The 17,640-nt window shown below is 38.2% G+C and carries 15 protein-coding genes; 8 read left to right on the forward strand and 7 right to left on the reverse strand.

The window, feature by feature from the left end:
- Positions 1 to 110: 110 nt before the first annotated feature.
- Positions 111 to 2,984 carry a S8 family serine peptidase gene (locus IPM56_18580; protein ID QQS36217.1) on the reverse strand — a complete coding sequence of 958 codons (2,874 nt, stop codon included), beginning with the start codon at positions 2,982 to 2,984 and terminating at the stop codon, positions 111 to 113.
- A gap of 174 nt (positions 2,985 to 3,158) precedes the next feature.
- Between IPM56_18580 and IPM56_18585 the strand changes: the two genes are divergently transcribed.
- From IPM56_18585 to arsB, 4 genes are read left to right on the forward strand one after another with little or no spacing between them, the layout of a single operon-like run.
- Positions 3,159 to 3,476, forward strand: coding sequence for a winged helix-turn-helix transcriptional regulator (locus IPM56_18585; protein ID QQS36218.1), 318 nt, complete (start codon positions 3,159 to 3,161; stop codon positions 3,474 to 3,476).
- A gap of 15 nt (positions 3,477 to 3,491) precedes the next feature.
- Positions 3,492 to 4,289, forward strand: a complete 798-nt coding sequence (gene arsM / locus IPM56_18590; protein QQS36219.1) for an arsenite methyltransferase — start codon at positions 3,492 to 3,494, stop codon at positions 4,287 to 4,289.
- A complete protein-coding gene (locus IPM56_18595; protein QQS36220.1) occupies positions 4,290 to 4,718 on the forward strand; it encodes an arsenate reductase ArsC in 429 nt (142 codons plus the stop codon).
- The gene (gene arsB, locus IPM56_18600) at positions 4,718 to 5,755 is read left to right on the forward strand and encodes an ACR3 family arsenite efflux transporter (protein QQS36221.1); all 1,038 of its coding nucleotides are present in this window, start codon (positions 4,718 to 4,720) and stop codon (positions 5,753 to 5,755) included. Before IPM56_18595 ends, arsB begins: the two co-directional genes overlap by 1 nt.
- A 347-nt stretch (positions 5,756 to 6,102) precedes the next feature.
- Here arsB and IPM56_18605 read toward each other — a convergent pair whose 3' ends face one another.
- Positions 6,103 to 6,252, reverse strand: coding sequence for a hypothetical protein (locus IPM56_18605; protein QQS36222.1), 150 nt, complete (start codon positions 6,250 to 6,252; stop codon positions 6,103 to 6,105).
- A gap of 410 nt (positions 6,253 to 6,662) precedes the next feature.
- Here IPM56_18605 and IPM56_18610 point away from each other — a divergent pair, with 410 nt between their 5' ends.
- The 4 genes from IPM56_18610 to IPM56_18625 all read left to right on the forward strand — a co-directional run bounded on the left by IPM56_18610 (position 6,663) and on the right by IPM56_18625 (position 11,878).
- The gene (locus IPM56_18610; protein QQS36223.1) at positions 6,663 to 7,349 is read left to right on the forward strand and encodes a hypothetical protein; all 687 of its coding nucleotides are present in this window, start codon (positions 6,663 to 6,665) and stop codon (positions 7,347 to 7,349) included.
- Between the two features lie 302 nt (positions 7,350 to 7,651).
- Entirely contained in the window at positions 7,652 to 9,259 is a 1,608-nt protein-coding gene (locus IPM56_18615; GenBank protein ID QQS36224.1) for a site-specific DNA-methyltransferase, read from the forward strand.
- Positions 9,252 to 11,111, forward strand: a complete 1,860-nt coding sequence (locus IPM56_18620) for an AIPR family protein (protein ID QQS36225.1) — start codon at positions 9,252 to 9,254, stop codon at positions 11,109 to 11,111. Before IPM56_18615 ends, IPM56_18620 begins: the two co-directional genes overlap by 8 nt.
- Positions 11,108 to 11,878: a TdeIII family type II restriction endonuclease gene (locus tag IPM56_18625; GenBank protein QQS36226.1), complete on the forward strand. Its 771-nt coding sequence runs from the start codon at positions 11,108 to 11,110 to the stop codon at positions 11,876 to 11,878. The genes IPM56_18620 and IPM56_18625 overlap by 4 nt, the downstream gene beginning before the upstream one ends.
- A gap of 90 nt (positions 11,879 to 11,968) precedes the next feature.
- On the opposite strand, the gene hemL is transcribed toward IPM56_18625, so the two are convergent.
- The 5 genes from hemL to IPM56_18650 form a co-directional block, all read right to left on the reverse strand.
- Positions 11,969 to 13,264 (reverse strand): glutamate-1-semialdehyde 2,1-aminomutase, encoded by a 1,296-nt coding sequence (hemL, locus tag IPM56_18630; GenBank protein ID QQS36227.1) that lies wholly within the window; start codon positions 13,262 to 13,264, stop codon positions 11,969 to 11,971.
- A gap of 170 nt (positions 13,265 to 13,434) precedes the next feature.
- Positions 13,435 to 15,189 (reverse strand): bifunctional metallophosphatase/5'-nucleotidase, encoded by a 1,755-nt coding sequence (locus IPM56_18635; protein ID QQS36228.1) that lies wholly within the window; start codon positions 15,187 to 15,189, stop codon positions 13,435 to 13,437.
- 147 nt (positions 15,190 to 15,336) lie between these two features.
- Positions 15,337 to 15,591 (reverse strand): RNA-binding protein, encoded by a 255-nt coding sequence (locus tag IPM56_18640; GenBank protein QQS36229.1) that lies wholly within the window; start codon positions 15,589 to 15,591, stop codon positions 15,337 to 15,339.
- A gap of 331 nt (positions 15,592 to 15,922) precedes the next feature.
- Positions 15,923 to 16,726 carry an MOSC domain-containing protein gene (locus IPM56_18645; protein QQS36230.1) on the reverse strand — a complete coding sequence of 268 codons (804 nt, stop codon included), beginning with the start codon at positions 16,724 to 16,726 and terminating at the stop codon, positions 15,923 to 15,925.
- Positions 16,727 to 16,742: 16 nt separating this feature from the next.
- Positions 16,743 to 17,621, reverse strand: coding sequence for an HDOD domain-containing protein (locus IPM56_18650; GenBank protein QQS36231.1), 879 nt, complete (start codon positions 17,619 to 17,621; stop codon positions 16,743 to 16,745).
- Positions 17,622 to 17,640: the final 19 nt, after the last annotated feature.

The following is a 17,640-nucleotide window of genomic DNA, read 5'->3' on the forward strand; positions in this document are numbered from 1 at the left end:
TTTAACCACTGGTTGTAACTTAATCTTTTATGAATTGATTTGCGAGAGGGAAAAAACGATAAGCCAGAGATGACATCTTAAGGAAAAGATGTCATCTCTGATTTAAATTATCACTTAAGAAGAAGCATTTTATTTATTGAAGAATTCTTAATTCCATTTACTCCCTCAGCAGTTACCCTGTAAAAATAAACACCGCTTGGTAGTGAAGAGGCATTAAATACAAACTGATGTTTACCTGCAGAATAATTTCCATTAACAGGCACCGCTACCTTTTCCCCAAGTGCATTGAATATTTCTGTCGTAACAAAAGATGAAACAGGTAAACTGAAATTAATATTCGTTGAAGGGTTAAACGGGTTAGGATAATTCTGTGATACATTAAATTCAACAGGCACACTAACGTTATCCTCAACCGAAGTGAGTATCTGGTTGTATTTTATTTTTGAGTTATCCATCGCGGTCCGTAATTCTTCTACTGTCGGTGCTGCGGCGACTGTAAATACAACTTCAATTGAATCTCCCGCGGCAATTGTTTTTGGACCATCAGCAACAACAAATGAAATATCGCCGGGACCCGCATTAGTCTTACTTAACCCTGTTGAAATTGCAGTCCACTTTTCGTGATCTGCAAAACCATCATAGATTCCAAAACCGCCGTCAGCGCTGTCATTCTTTATCGCATAAAAATTATATGCAGTGGAATTTATAACGCCTGCGGCTACTCTTGTATCAGGGCTTCCTGCAGGTCTGTATGCGTATCCGAATTTACCGGTATCATCCCAGCCAGCCTGGTCGGCAGTTGCGGTCGCAAAATCCCAGTCAAAGAAAAGTCCTGTATGCAGATTTGTAATATCAGTTGCGTTGTTGTTAATGATCTTATACCTAAGGATCATATAATTTTCATTTGGTGAGGATGAGTAGGAATATGAATTCAATTTAACAGTGACTCCAAGTTTATTTGATCCCGCATTGTTATCATTCACAATTGAAGAGCCCTCATAATCAGCAACCGTGCCGGGTATGTGCAGAATAAATGGCTGAACAATAGCAAAGTCATTATTCTGTATACTTTGATTCGATCCTCTCGCCGCATCTGAAATTGTTGTGTTTGATGTACCGAGAATTAATGCGCCTTCAAATAAAAGATTATCTCCGCCCTGGTATGAAAACCCGTTCCCCTGAGCATTGGTTGGATAATCATTGTATCCCAAAGTACCTTTACTGGTAATTGTCATTGCAACATCGTTGCCTGATTGTGTTCCGTAAGTTGGATTGCCGATTGTGCTTATCCATTGATAATCACTGTAGCTTCCGTCATTGTACATCAGTAAGAAATCAAGTTTTGCGTTTGCAGGGACAGACGCATTCAATGTAAAAGTAAATCTTGATGAACTGTTATTAAACTCACCCATTGTCGGAACACTACCGGCAGAAAAATTTCCGCTTACAATTGATGAATAAGAATTTTTCAACTGAAGTGTTACAGAAAGATTAGATGTCGCACTGAGATAGTTAATAAAATTCACATCAACAACTATAGTTTCATTTGCCTGGAATATTCCGTCACCGTTGCCGTAAGGTGCTTCATCGGAAAAAGCAACATCAGTTGCTCTTACAGAGATGGGCGTTTCTGCCGTTAACGAAGTCAAAGCATTTATTCTGCCTTTACCTATTTTATACTGGAGCGACGGACTGTTCAATGCATCAATGTTATCAGAAGTCACCCTGATCCTTTCTCCGATTTGTAAGGGTGTGTATGAAGGAAACTCTGCTGCAACTAGTGCAGCAAGTCCTGCGGTAAGCGGCGATGCCATAGATGTACCGCTTATAAAAGTGTAAGTATCATTCTGCCAGGTAGAATAAATTGTCGAACCCGGTGCCGAAACGTCGACGGTAGTTCCATAAGTTGAGAATGAAGATTTTATATCGCCTGATGTTGTTGAGGCGACTGAAAGAACATTGTCATATCCTGATGGAAAGTGTGAGCTTTCACCACCGGAGTTTCCCGCAGCAGCAACGACTAATGCACCGTTACTTGTTGCATAATTCACAATCTCCTGTCCGAAAATTGAATACCCGCTTCCTCCCCAGCTGCAGTTTATTATTTTAGCGCCGTTATCAACCGCGTATACAATTCCTTCATAACCAAAAAGAACGGATGGACCATTCGGACCTCGTACATCATCACGAATAGTTTTTATCGCCATCAATCTTGATTTGAATCCAATACTTGCAATACCTATTCCGTTATTGGTAACTGCGGAAGAAATTCCTGCAACGTGAGTTCCGTGATCAGGACGATCTTCCATCGGATTATTATCAGGTGTTCCTGTCAGTCCGCCAAAATCCCATCCGCGTATATCATCAATAAAACCATTGTTATCATCATCAATTCCGTTTCCGGGTATTTCATCCCAATTACGCCAGATGTTTGCGGCAAGATCGGGGTGATCCCAGTCAACACCTGTATCAACAATTCCGATAACAACAGAAGTATCACCCTGTGTTACATCCCATGCAAGTGATGCCTGTATCTTTGAAAGGTTATACATTGATGCGTACTCAGGATCATTCGGAATGAAATCAAGTTCATAAACAAATTTTGGTTCAGCCCATTCAACATCACTTAGATTTTTTATTTTGGATGATACATAAAACGGATCAGTGTCTGATTCAAAAGTTATAATCACTATCCGGTCTAATCCGAATTCTCTTTCCGTAAGCTTTTGATTAAATATTGAGCGTGATGCAGTTACATTGAATTGAGATAAAACCTTCTTCAATTCACCGGGCAGATCGGTTGTACTTTTTATTCCATTTGAAGGAAGATGTTTCAATTTAAATACTAATGTATTTGAGAGATATGATACATCGCCGTTTTTAATTACAGACGGAATTAGAGTCTGGGAGTTAAATCCCATTCCGAATAAAACTACGACAAGAAGGATAAAAATTCCCGGCAAAATCTTTTTCAGGCTTAACATTATTACCTCGGTTAAAGTTTGATGTGAATTGGCGGGTAAATATTGGGATATAGTTTTTTAATTGCAAGAATGAATTCACACATAAGTGTTTTCAACCATTCATAAAGTTTTTATTTGCCAAATTAGAATCTTATCGTATATTTACGATAAACAATAAGGGAATTAATAATCGCAATGGCTTTCTCTAAAAAAAATGAATTTTCAAACGATGAGATATGGCTTGCCGATATTGCAAAAGCCTTATCACATCCTGCGCGGATAAGCATTCTTAAAATACTTACGGATATGAATGTGTGTATGTGCGGAGATATTGTTGAACAGCTTCCTCTTTCGCAGTCAACTGTATCTCAGCATCTTAAGGAACTAAAACGCGTCGGACTTATACAGGGCGATATTGACGGACCCAAAGTCTGCTACTGCGTTAACAATAAAACACTTGTTAAGGCAAAAAAAGAATTAGATAAACTATTTTCAAAAGTATGTGTGTGTTAAACAAAGGAGTAAAAAATGGAAAACGAAAAAAACATCAAAGAAGTTGTAAAACAGAAGTATGGAGAAATTGCTGTGCTGAATAATACCAGCGGATGCTGCGGATCATCTGAAAACAAGATAGTCGGCTACACAATTATGAAGGATGAATACCATCACCTTGACGGCTACGTTGCAGATGCTGATCTGGGACTCGGCTGCGGGCTTCCCACTGAGCATGCCGGAATTAAAAAAGGAGATACCGTTGTTGATCTTGGCTCGGGTGCGGGTAATGACGTGTTCATTGCGCGTGCTATTGCCGGTGATGAAGGAAAGGTTGTAGGAGTTGACTTCACCGAGCCGATGATAAACAAAGCAAACACCAATAATGAAAAGATGGGTTACAAAAATGTTGAGTTCAGGCTTGGTGAAATTGAAAATCTTCCGCTTGAGAATAACTTCGCCGATGTTATTGTCAGCAACTGCGTCCTCAATCTTGTTCCCGATAAAGTAAAAGCATTTGCAGAAATATACCGTGTTCTTAAACCCGGCGCGCACTTTTGTGTTTCCGATATTGTGATAAAAGGTGAACTGAATCCCGAATTAAAAAAATCCGCGGAGATGTATGCAGGCTGTGTTGCTGGCGCGCTTCAGCAGGATGAATATATGGGAGTGATCGAACAAACAGGATTTGAGAAAGTTGAAGTTAAAAGAACAAAGGTGATAGAACTGCCGGATGATATACTCCTGCAATATCTTGACGAAAAAGGAATTGAACTGTTCAAACAAAGAGTTGAAGGAATATTCAGTATAACGGTTGTGGGATACAAACCATAAATGAAAAAGAGAATACTCATACTCTGCACAGGCAATAGCTGCCGAAGCCAGATGGCTGAAGGTTATCTGAAAAACTTAGACAGTGAACTTGAAGTTTTTTCGGCGGGAACAAAACCTGCATCACAGGTTAATAAGTATGCTGTTAAAGCAATGAACGAAAAAGGTATAGATATAAGCGGCGGCGTTCCCGAAGATGTAGAGAAGTATCTCAATCACTCTTTTGATTATGTGGTAACTGTTTGTGACAATGCAAAAGAAACCTGTCCTGTTTTTACGGGACAGGTTAAACACCGCGTCCACATCGGGTTTGATGATCCTGCCGATGCTGTTGGAAGAGAAGATGAAGTGATGCCTGTTTACAGGAGAGTCCGTGATGAAATATTTTTTGAGTTCGGAAAATTTTATAACAATGTAATTGCTGTTTCCTGATGCCGCCGTCAAAAGTAAAATTAAAACTGCTTGACCGTTACCTCACACTATGGATATTCCTCGCGATGTTCATCGGTGTGTTTTCAGGAAAAATATTTCCCGGCATATCAACATTCTGGAACAACTTTCAATCCGGCACAACCAACATACCCATAGCCGCCGGACTTATACTTATGATGTACCCTCCGCTTGCAAAAGTACGTTACGAAGAAATGAGTGATGTGTTCAGGGATGTGAAGATACTTACACTTTCGCTTATACAGAACTGGGTGATAGGTCCGTTGCTTATGTTCGTGCTTGCGATTGTATTTCTCAGTTCATATCCCGAGTATATGGCGGGACTGATACTCATCGGGCTTGCGCGGTGCATTGCAATGGTGATAGTATGGAATGATCTTGCCGGCGGTGACAGGGAATACGCCGCAGGACTGGTTGCGTTCAATTCAGTTTTCCAGATGCTTTTCTTTTCGGGTTATGCTTATTTGTTTCTTACTGTTCTGCCGGGAGTATTTGGATTGGAAACATTCGCAGTTAACATAAGCATAATGCAGATTGCCGAAAGCGTTCTTATCTATCTCGGCATACCTTTCTTTGCGGGAATGATAACAAGGTTTGTTCTTATACGTTTAAAAGGAAGAGAATGGTATGAAAGAAAATTTATTCCGAAGATAAGTCCTGTTACACTGATAGCGCTGCTGTTTACAATCTTTGTAATGTTCTCACTTAAAGGTGAAATATTTTTAGAAATCCCGGGCGATGTACTTCTTATAGCAATACCTCTCGTTCTTTATTTTGTAATTATGTTCTTTGCTTCGTTTTATCTCAGCAAAAAAGCGGGTGCTGATTATAAAAGATCCGCGACACTTTCATTCACCGCGGCGAGTAATAATTTTGAACTGGCGATTGCGGTCGCGATTGCTGTGTTCGGGATAAATTCCGGCGAGGCATTTGCGGCGGTTGTTGGTCCGCTAGTGGAAGTGCCGGTGTTAATAAGTCTTGTTAACGCGGCGCTGTGGATGAAGAGAAAATACTTTTAAGTTAGTTGAGAGTTCCGCCACAGGCGGACAGGTATGTGTTAAAAGTTATGAATCGGGGAATGACAAAAGAACTTCCTAAATCCTAATAGTAGCAAAGAGAAATAAAAACCTAAAAAGACCAGGCGGGGATGCTGCATTGTGTGATGACGTTAAAACAAAGCCTGCGGGAAAGTAAGCAATGCGATAAGTAAAACGAGCAATAACTGAAGAAAGTCAAGCAATGGGAGGAGTCGCTGACACAATGACAGGAGTTATTGAAGCAATGGCAGGAGTAAGTCCCGCAATGAGAGAAGAAAAGTAAGCAATGAGTGAGGAAAGTCAAGCAATGAGGGAAGAAGAGGAAACAATTACGCAGGAAAATTGAGAAATGGGGAATTTGGATTGAAATATGCGTTTTGTGAACGCACCTTCCCTGCTGCTGCCTGCGCAGGTTGTTGCAGGGCTGTCATTCCGCCCGTCTTAGACGGGTCGGAATCTTCTTTTGCGATTATGTGCAATAGAAGACCCTGAAACAAGTTCAGGGTGACAAAAAGAGAGTTATGCAACAGCCTGCTTCGGCGACAGTGTACCTTCCTGGAGAGAAGAGGAATTGAGTTTAATTCTGATTGATAACGAAGTAACGATTAGAATATAAGAACAGTTACGGAATGGTCTCCCAAAGGGACGGGCTTGATAACCAGGGAAAAACCCGGTAGCCGCAGGCTTCAGCCTGCGCTGAGCAAGCTCTTCGCAACCTGAAGGTTGCGGCTACACAAAGGTTTTGTTTTCGTTTAACTGCTTAATGAGGGGGGGTTTGTTTTTAAATTTGATTTATTAATTTGGGGTTGGGCGGATGATCTACTTACGGGCCGCAAGTCGAAGTTATCCTTAATTAACAATTTAAAAATTAATACGAGAGAGGTTTATCATGAACGATAAACAAGAAAACCGTTTTAGCATGTTTGACGCGGTGACAACTTTACTCGATGCTAACACGGCTAAGACAGCCGCGATAACAAATTTTGCACCCGCATTGCTTGAGTTCAAAAATCTGAAAGCGGAAATAGTAATTAATGACGGATTGAAAAGCACGGTTACAACCGGAAAGGCAGCGAATAAAGCCGCCGCTGAGAGTGATCTAATCGACGCAACGATGGTGATTGCTTCGGCGATAAGCGCGCTTGGCGCAAGTACGGGAAATAACTTTCTTAAGGAGTTAGGGGATGTAAATAAAACAAAGCTGGTGAGAATGCGTGACACCCAGTTAGCCGCGTATTGTACGACGATGCATACTGAGGCAAACTCCAACGCAGCGGCACTCGCCGGTTATGGTATTACGCAGGTAATGATAGATGAGTACGAGGAGAAGAAGGACCTGTTCGCAGGCAGTTCCGGCGTGCGTGAGTCGAGCGCGGCAACGAAGGTTGCGGCAACACAGGCTGTTGTTGACCGTTTTGTTGATGCGGACACATTGCTGCTTGAGCAGATGGATAAGATGATGGAGTTCTTCCGTACGAGTGATACTATGTTTTATGATGAGTATCACGCGGCGAGAAGAGTGATCGATCTTGGTGTAAGGCATGAACCGGAAGAGCCGGAGAATCCTAATCCTTGACGTAGTGTAAGTAGTTTCATCCGCCCAAATGAAATTAGTTATGAGTTGAGAGTTCCGCCACAGGCGGACAGGTATGAGTTAAGAATTATTGATGGATGTAATCCTGCTACCCACCTTCGCTGACTAAATCATAAGCAGGGTTATAATATGGAAAGCCCGAAGCGCCTTGTCGCTTCGGGCGTTTTTATTCTAAAATAATATCGACGAGAAGCTTTGGGAATATTTCTTTATTTTATTTTTATCAGATTATTAACAAAGAAATTTTTTATTTTAGAGCGAACTTATCGGGACAATTTTTCTAAATGCAACTGAAACTTTTTACACCGGATGATTTTTTAACGATTAAAGAAGCCAGTGAATGGGCTACTGAACATCTCGGGAAAAAAGTTACTACGTCAAATATATCTTACCTCATTAACTATGGCAGGCTTCATAAATATGGCGAAAATGGAAACTCAGTTATTTCAAAGACGGAACTGAATGAATACTACAAGTCTTTTAATGGAAGAAGAGAACTCTCATTTAAAAATAAACTTGGCGGTGATTTGAATTGGGCACTATCATTCGATCAATACACAGAAGCCGAAACAACCAAACACGTTCATCGTTTACATCCATATAAGGGTAAGTTTATTCCGCAACTTGTTGAATATTTTCTTGACGACCATTTAGATGATTTTAAAAAAGAAAAATTTTTTGAAGTGGGCGATATTGTTATAGACCCATTTTGTGGAAGCGGTACAACATTAGTCCAGGCAAATGAACTTGGAATAAATGCAATCGGAATTGATGTTTCTTATTTCAACTCATTCATTTCCAATTGTAAAATTGACAAGTATAATCTTGAAGAACTTAAAAAGGAATCTTCACTTATTACCGCCCAATTAAAAAATTTTCTTAACAATAAAAATGTCCCCGAGTTTGAAACAAAGCTGCTTGAAGAGTTGAATGTATTTAACAATAAATATTTTCCGGTACCGGATTATAAAAGAAGAGTTTTAAGAAAAGAAATAGATGAATACAAATACAGCAAAGAAAAAGAGAAAATGTTTTTGCCTGTTTACGAAGCCCTTGTAAAAAAATATGATATAGAATTAAAGCAGGACACAAGAGAAACATTTTTAGATAAGTGGTATTCAAAGCACGTTAGGGAAGAGATAGATTTTGTATTTGCAAAAATCAAAAGACTGAAGAACTCAAATACAAAAGATATTCTTAAACTCATTCTAAGCAGAACAATCCGTTCATGCAGAGCAACAACGCACGCAGATTTAGCAACTTTAATAGAACCGGTTACCACAACGTATTACTGTCACAAGCACGGTAAAATGTGCAAACCACTTTTTTCAATTTTGAAGTGGTGGGAAACATATTCAAAAGATACAATTGACCGGATAACAGAATTTGGAACGATTCGGACAGATACAAAACAAATTTGTTTAACCGGTGACAGCAGAGAAATTGATCTGATTGAAGCATTAGAGAAATTAAATCCAAAATTTGCAAAGCAGGTAAAAAAACAAAAGGTGAAGGGTATTTTCTCAAGTCCACCTTATGTCGGATTGATAGATTATCATGAACAGCATGCTTATGCTTATGATCTCTTTGGATTTAAGAGAAGAGACAATTTGGAAATTGGACCACTATTTAAGGGCAAAGGTAAGGATGCAAGAGATTCTTATGTTGATGGAATTTCTAAGGTGTTGTTGAACATGAAAAAATATTTTGCAGAAGATTATTCTGTTTTTCTTGTCGCTAATGACCGAAATAATCTATATCCAATCATCGCAGAGAAAACCGGGATGAAAATCGTTAATCAGTACAAACGTCCTGTGCTTAACAGAACTGAAAAGGATAAAGGGGCTTATTCAGAAATCATTTTTCACTTTAAGGATTGTATAAATGATTAAGACTAAAATTGAACGATATTGTGAAAAATTTATAAGTGAAAATTATGATAAAAAAGATAGACGAAAGGCTGATGATAAAAAATTTGAGTGGTTTATTAATTCAATGCACTGCTGGCAGGTATCGAGTCAATCTTACAATTCTAAAAATAGAATTGGCAAAGACATTTCATTAGGATCAGCCCAGGGTGGGGATGCTTTTTTTGTTTTATTAAAAGGTCAAATTTATTCGCTTAATGATAATATTGACGACATCATCACAGAACTGGAGAAAGAACAAACACAAGTTGACATTACTTTTCATTATATCCAGACTAAAAACTCTCTAAAAGCAGATTTGGGAGATTTCAAGAAATTTTCTGCGATTCCATTAATGATTTTAAAGAAATCTAAAATTGATGATTCAAAAAAGGAACTTAAACTTCTTGAATTATTTATAAATAAAATATTGGAAAGAAAATTTAAGAATGTTGTTTACAAATTCGAGTTGTTTTTTTACACAAATAAAAATGATAATGAAATAAATGTATTAAAAAAGAATTGGAAGGATGAGATTGAATATATTTCTAATGATTATAAAGAATATGTCGATGTTAGTATTGAACTTCGTGGTTCAGATTTTATAAATAATTTATTTGAAAGATTTATATCGAATGAATTCATATTATATGTCTCAAAACAAAATGTAAAACAAGTAACTTCTAAAGATAAAACACATTGTTTAATTGGCTATATATCTGCAAAAGAACTACTAGATTGTATAGCACCTATACACACCAATACGAATCAACGCGTTTTACTTCCCGATGTATTTAATAATAATATCAGGCTCTATCTTGGGGAAACTGATGTAAATCAGAATATCGAGCGTACTTTAATTGAAGAACCTGAATTATTTCATCTTTATAATAATGGTATTACTATAACAACAAAGGATGTTAATACTAGCACTATAGATTTATATTCTATAACTCCAGTTAATATTGTTAATGGTTGCCAAACTGCCAATAGTGTATTTAAGGTATTATCAGCACTTGACAATTCAATTGAATCTAAAGTTCTTATACCAGTAAAAATTGTTAAGCTTCATAGTGATGATGAAAACAAGCTTATTACAATCCGCTCAAATAGTCAAAATGGTATATCAGAAAAAGACTTAATATCAATTACTAATATCCAAATTGATTTAGAACAATTATTCAAACGACATAAGATTCACAGTCATACTTTTTTTTATAAGCGACAAAACTCATATGCCGATTCTAATATAGCTGGATATGATTTTATTATTAATGTCAGTGATATCCTAAGAGCATTATTTTCTACACTCATGTTAATGCCACATAAAGTAACTTCTTACTTTGATAGAACTACGCAAAGATTTATTGATACCATTTTTGAAGAGAGATTTTTAAATCTTTATCACATAATAACTGTACTCTATAAACTTGTTGAAGATTATCTGGAAGAAAACCATCCCGAAATTCAAAGATTAAAATTTCATATTACCTTTATCGTTTATCGCTTAATCAACAAAAGTGCTGATATAAACCTCCTGGACAAATATTTGCGCGACAATAAATCTAACATTGATACTATTAAAGAAGAAGAATCAAAGAAACAAAATGAAGTGGCAAGGACGATAACTAGTAATTTATTTAATCTTCTGAAATCTGATAGTGGATTTGAAGATTGTCTCAAATACATTATTGAAATATTGAACTCAAATTACCCTGAGTATCTCGATTTATCTACAAAAGAAAAGGAAAGAGTATTGTATCTATCCGTTGCAAATAAGTTTTCAAACTTCGACTCTGTATTTATCAAGTCATCAAAGGATTTCGTTAAAAAATGAATAGTAACCAACTAGTTCAAATTAAAAAATCTTTAACCCAAAGTCTCAGAAATAAATTTACTAACCACAACCCAGAACCCGCATCAATGCCATTTCATACAAGGCTGTTGGGTAAAGATAGGTTAGCATTGTATCAATTCATTCATTCATTGAACACAAATTTTGGTACTACCATATTTGAACCAGTTGCTAAAGCTCTTGCAACACCAAACTTTAAATCAGCGGAATCACAACAAGTAGCTGGATTACAAATAAGCTCAGAAGCTCACAAGTTAATTCAGACTTTGATGGATAAACTTGCTACTGCGGAAACAGAACCCGACAAAGTAAAAGAAATAGAAGCTTTAAGAAAAGTTTGTCAATCAGGTAACATGAACAAGGTCAAACTCACGAAGGTTGATGTCAAACTTGTTCATAAAAGTGGAACTATCTATCTCTTTGACTTAAAAACTGCAAAGCCAAACGCTGGTGGTTTTAAAGAGTTTAAAAGAACATTACTTGAATGGACTGCGGCAACGTTAGCATCAAACCCAAAAGCAAAAATTCAAACTCTTATTGCTATTCCATATAATCCATACGAACCCGAACCTTATAATCGTTGGACAATGAGAGGAATGATTGATCTCAAACACGAATTAAAGGTAGGCAAAGAATTCTGGGACTTTCTTGGTGGGGAAGGAGCTTACGAAGATTTACTCGACTGCTTCGAACAGGTTGGTATAGAGATGCGCGAAGAGATAGATAGTTATTTCGCAAGGTTTAAATAATACATACCCCACTACCTCCACATCAAAAAAAATAGCTGATCAAACTAAGTTCAATCAGCCATTCAACCAATCACTCAACCTGCGTTGTCTTTACGAATTAATTATCATCTTCAGCGAATCATAAGTTGCGCTTATTGTTCTATCAAGCAATGCCTGTGTATGCGCGGTGGAAACAAATGCCGCTTCAAACTGTGCGGGTGCTAAGTAAATTCCGCGCTTTAGCATTTCGTGAAAGTACTTTCCGTATAAAGCTGTATCGGATTTAACCGCGGTGTTAAAATCGTGCACATTTTCTTCAACAAAAAATAATGTGCTCATCGATCCTACCCTGTTGTACGCAAACTTTTTATTTAGTTTTCTTAACGCGTCAAACATTCCCGATTCAAGGTATGCTGATTTGTCTTCAAGTATATCATAAACTTCAGGATGAGATTTAATATAGTTAAGTGCCGCGAGTCCGGCAGACATAGCAAGCGGGTTACCGCTTAGTGTACCAGCCTGGTAAACGGGTCCGCTGGGAGCTACCATTTCCATAATTTCTTTCTTTCCGCCAAACGAACCAACTGGCAAACCGCCGCCGATAATTTTCCCGAATGTGCTAAGATCGGGTGTAATGCCGAGCACCTGCTGCGCGCCGCCTTTGGCAACACGGAAGCCTGTCATCACTTCATCGAATATCAGTACGATTTTTTCTTCGCTGCAAATATCTCTTAACTGTTTGATGAATGAATCCTCGGCTTTTACAACTCCCATATTACCTGCGATGGGTTCAATTATAACTGCGGCAATTTCATTTTTGTTTTTTTTTATTAATTCTTTCACGGAGTTTATATCGTTGTAGTCTGCCATAAGTGTATCCGCGGCATTTCCTTTTGTAACTCCGGGACTTGTCGGTACACCAAGAGTCAGCGCGCCCGAGCCGGCTTTGATCAGAAAGTAGTCAGCGTGACCGTGATAACATCCTTCGAACTTTATAAATTTTTCTTTGCCGGTGTATCCGCGTGCGGCGCGTATTGCGCTCATTGTTGCTTCGGTGCCGCTGTTTACCATTCTCACCATTTCAACGGATGGGACGAGTTCGGTTATTAGTTTTGCCATTTCAATTTCAATTGAAGTCGGCGCGCCAAAGCTGGTTCCGTTTTCGATTGCGTTAAGTAATGCTTCTTTGATGAAGCCGGGATTGTGACCGAACAGATGCGGTCCCCAGCTTCCTATGTAGTCGATGAATTCATTTCCGTCAACATCATAAAATAAAGCGCCGCTGCCTTTTGTAATGAATAGCGGGTCGCCGCCAACTGATTTGAATGCGCGTACCGGTGAGTTTACTCCGCCGGGTATATATTTTTTTGCCTGTTCGAACAGTGTTTTGCTTTTGTCGGTTTTCATATTGCTTAACTTTTGTTAATGGTTGTGCAAAGATAGGAATTTGAGGGTGTAGTTGAAAAGTTAATTGGAGATAGAATGTATGGAATATTGAATATCGAACAAGGAATATTGAATGATGAAGTAAAGTTAACCACTAAGGCACTGAGAGCACTTAGAAGCACTAAGTAAAATCAAGGAAAGAGAAGTTTGTAATCTCTTTCAATTGCGGGTGCGACTATTTCTTCGGGAATGAATTTCCAATTGCCTGTCTTTGAAGGCGAAACTATTTTTTTATTTTCAATCCACTTCATCATATAGTAGCGAAGGTCTTTTTCTGTTGATGTTATTATTCTTTTTGAGAGTTCTTCTTTGGGAATTTTTGCGCCTGATGTTAAATGTCCGCCCCCGCCGTTACCGCGGTACGAGTTGATGGCGGCTTTATAAATTTTGTTTTCGTCAAATGATGAACCGTCACTCATTGAAATTATATTCACTTTTTCGCCGAATGGTTTTGTAACATCAACTGTATAGTTAATTCCCGCCGCTGATGAAAAGTTGTAATAAGGATTTGTAAGATGTGTTCGGTCATTAGTCATAACTACATTGCCGTCTTTATCTTTATTGAATTTAAGCAGGTGATCGTTCTCATCTTTCATTGTGTTGCTCCAGAGATCATAAGAGTATTCGAGATAATCTTTAATTTCTTTTCCGCTTAAACTCATTGTATAAAGATAGTTTTCATACTTGTAAAGGTTGAACATATCTTTAACATAAATATCACCTTCTTTAATCTGTGCATTAAATGAAAGCGGTGAAGCGAAAGAGACATCAGCTCCGGAAATCTCAAGCTGAATACGGTGAATCAAACCAATGAACGGAGAATCGCCGAAATATGTTTCGCGGGTTGAAATTGTTTCTGTAAATGAACCGATGGGGCGTAAAACATATTCCTTTATTTCATCGTAGGCTGATGAAAATGTTTTTATAAACTCAGGGTCAGCGGGATAATTTTTTGTATCGATTAAACTTCCTTCAATTTTTTTATCCCATTTTTTTGTTGAAGAATTAAATTCAAAAAGAACATCAGCGCAGGCAACATTTATCGCATCGCTTTTAGTTCCTGCAATAAGCACACTGTCGCCGTCTACATTCGTGACTTTGAAGTTCCATCCTTTGTGATCGTGACCAACAAAGACAATATCAAATCCCGGCACCTGTTCAGCAACGAGTCTTGCTGCATTTTCATTTTTAGGTTCGCTGCAGTCCTGGTTGTTGTACTCGCACTCAACACCTGAATGAAAGAGTCCGACAATTAAATCAGGATTTTCTTTTTCTTTGATTGTTCTTATCCATTTATGAGCAGTCTGAATCATATCTTCAAATTCAATTCCTTCCCATATCTGCGGTGGAAGCCAGTTGGGAATTCCGGGTGTTATCATTCCAAGTACTGCAATTTTTATTTTATCTTTTTGAATTATTGAATAAGGCGGGAAGTATGTTTCGCCGTTATCTGTCCTTATAGAATTTGCTGAGAGCCATGGAAAATCAAACTCCGAATTTATTCTGTCATAAACTGAATGACCGGTTTCAATATCGTGATTGCCAATCGCCGCAGCATCATACTTCATGTAGTTCATTACATCGGCGAGCAAGTGAGTAACGCTGGTTTTTTCAAAGTTGTAGTAATACACCGCGGGCTGTCCCTGCAGAAGATCCCCGTTATCAAGAAGAATTGTATGCCGGTCTTTTTTATTTCTTTCCTGTTCAACAATTGTATGAACCTGCGCCATTGAGGTCTGCAATGGTTTATTGTTTTTAAAATCGAAAGGAAAGATGACGCCGTGAATATCACTTGTTTCAAAAATTTTTATTCTTACCTGTTGAGCAAAAGCGGCGGCTGAAATAAAAATAAAAAAGGTGTAAAGCAAAATGTATTTACGGCTCATGACATTCTTCATTTAATAATTGATGCCGAAAGTTAATTATTCTTCAGGATATCCGGCATTAAAATATTGTTATAAAAATATACTAGTATTCCCTTAACCAGTAAACCGGATTATATAACAGGATGGAAAAAAGAGAAGGGAGTAATATTATGTTCTTCTTGACCTGGCTAAAGCCACATCAATTACTCTTCCCTTAATTTCTTTTTTGTTGAGTGCGGTGATTGCTGTTTCTGCATCGGAGTGGTGTTCCATCTCCACAAATCCGTAACCTTTTGATCTTCCGGTTTGACGGTTTACCACAATTTTTGCAGCTCCAACTTTACCGTACTCTTCAAAAACAGATTTTAACTCCTTGTCATCCATTGACCAGGGGAGGCCTCCCACAAAAATTTTCGTGCTCACGTGAACTTCCTTCGACAGTAATTATGAGTAATTCAGGAACAAAAAAATTTATCTGTCTAAACTATAAAGTAATTAATTGATTTAGTCAAATCTCTGCAGAAAGTTTGAATAAATTTTAGAAAGCTTTTAATTATTCTTTCGCCGACAGTTATTTTATTAATACAAAGCAGCAGATGTTTTTTGTTCCGTCATTACAAACAGTCTTTTTGAGCAGTCAGTTCCGCTTGATTAAATAATTTTATAACTGGTTAAAAAGTGTTGAATGAATCAACAATCAATGGGAATTGTTAGGAGTGTTGGTAAATACAGAACAATATAATGGCGATAAAAATCAGAGGGGAATTAATTCATCACCGACTTTAACGACACCAGTTGATTCACAAAGCAGGTTTTGTCCGAACATAACTTTACCATCCTGCTTTCTGAAGGTTGCCAGTGTTTTAAGCGGTTCGTGTGCCCGTTCTGCAGTTTCCTGGTCGGTTGTAGGTATTACACATCTTTCACATGGTTTAACTGCATGGAAAATTAATTCGCCCATCCGGAATTTTCCCAACCGGTCTTCTTCAAATGGCTCACCCCCGGTGAATACAAAATTTGTACGGAAGCGGTTCATTGGCAAAACGGTTTCCATTCTACTGTTCAAATCATCGAGAGATGATTGTCCGATTATCATAAACGGATATCCATCAGCAAAACTTACAATCTCATTGTTGTGGGCATATCGTTTATCAACTTCCCTTGATGTTGTATCCGGCATGTAGACAATCCGGCAATTAGTATTAAGATGATCTGACAGCCATTCATCGACCTGTTTACTTACAAGATGGGCGTCACACCTGTCATTCCATATCGGAACGTTAATAATTTCCGGTGAAAAGTTATCTGCTTTAATTCTGAAATTATCTGATGGGTCATTCTTCTTACTGAGGACGAGATAATTTTCTTCAACAACAGCTTTCAGCAATGTCATCTGAGGATAATCACGCTGCGTCATAAAATCTGATTGCTCATTAATCAGCAGCCAGCGGCGGTCGTGCTTTAATCCCCTCTTTTCAACCACGCCTTCATTTACAGAGTAACCGCTCAGTGACTTAACCGGAAATATATTTATTTCAGTGAGTAATAATTTTTTCATCTGTTGAAAGATGACACTAAATTTTTATTGATTCAACAGTAACCTTAAAATCTTCTTCATAATTATTTATGAGGCTTTCAAGCTCTTCTTCAGATTCTATCCTTAATATGTTCATAACTGATTTGTCTAATTCCAATCCGGCATCCCAGTAGAACGTCCCGATGTTAAACCGCTGAGTCATATAATCGCAGAGGTGGATCACAGCAGGGATTTCACGACTGTCAGTAGCAAGAGCTGGTTTATGGTGTCTGCTTAATGCTTCGCATAATTGAATAGGGAGAGACCATTTTTCCGCGAGGAATCTGCCGACTTCCTGGTGAGTTAATCCAAGTACTTCTAGCTCGGCATCCGGCATTTTTATATCTGCTGATTTTGAAAGTTCGATTATTTCTTTAAACTGCTTTGGTAAGAATTTATAGGTGACCATTATCCCAAGATCGTGAAGAATACCGGCAACGAATGCATCACTGCCAAATTGGAAACCAAGGCTTTGGGACATACTCTTTGCGGCCGAGCCTACAACCATTGAATGAATCCAGAATTCCATCGGATCGAAGTTTGGATCACCCTGCGCACCGAATGAATCGACAAGCGACAGCGCGGTAACAATATCTTTTATCTCCTGTGTGCCAAGTACAAGTACCGCAAAATCAAGTGATGAAACTTTGCGCTTTATTCCGTACAAAGGTGAGTTTGCAATCGCAAGCAGTCTTGTTGTTAGTCCCTGGTCTTTGCTTATCAGTTCCGCGAGTTTGTTAGGTTGTACATTTGGGCTGTTCAGAACTTTTGTCACTTCAAACAATACCTTTGGAATTGAAGGAAGCTGCCTTATTCCAGCCAGTGTTTTTTCGGTTTTTTCTTTTTTTAATTTTATTGCTTCCGTGTCGGATTGCATAATAATCTCTTGCATTTTT

It is taken from the genome of Ignavibacteriales bacterium (assembly GCA_016700155.1).
Lineage (GTDB): Bacteria > Bacteroidota > Ignavibacteria > Ignavibacteriales > Ignavibacteriaceae.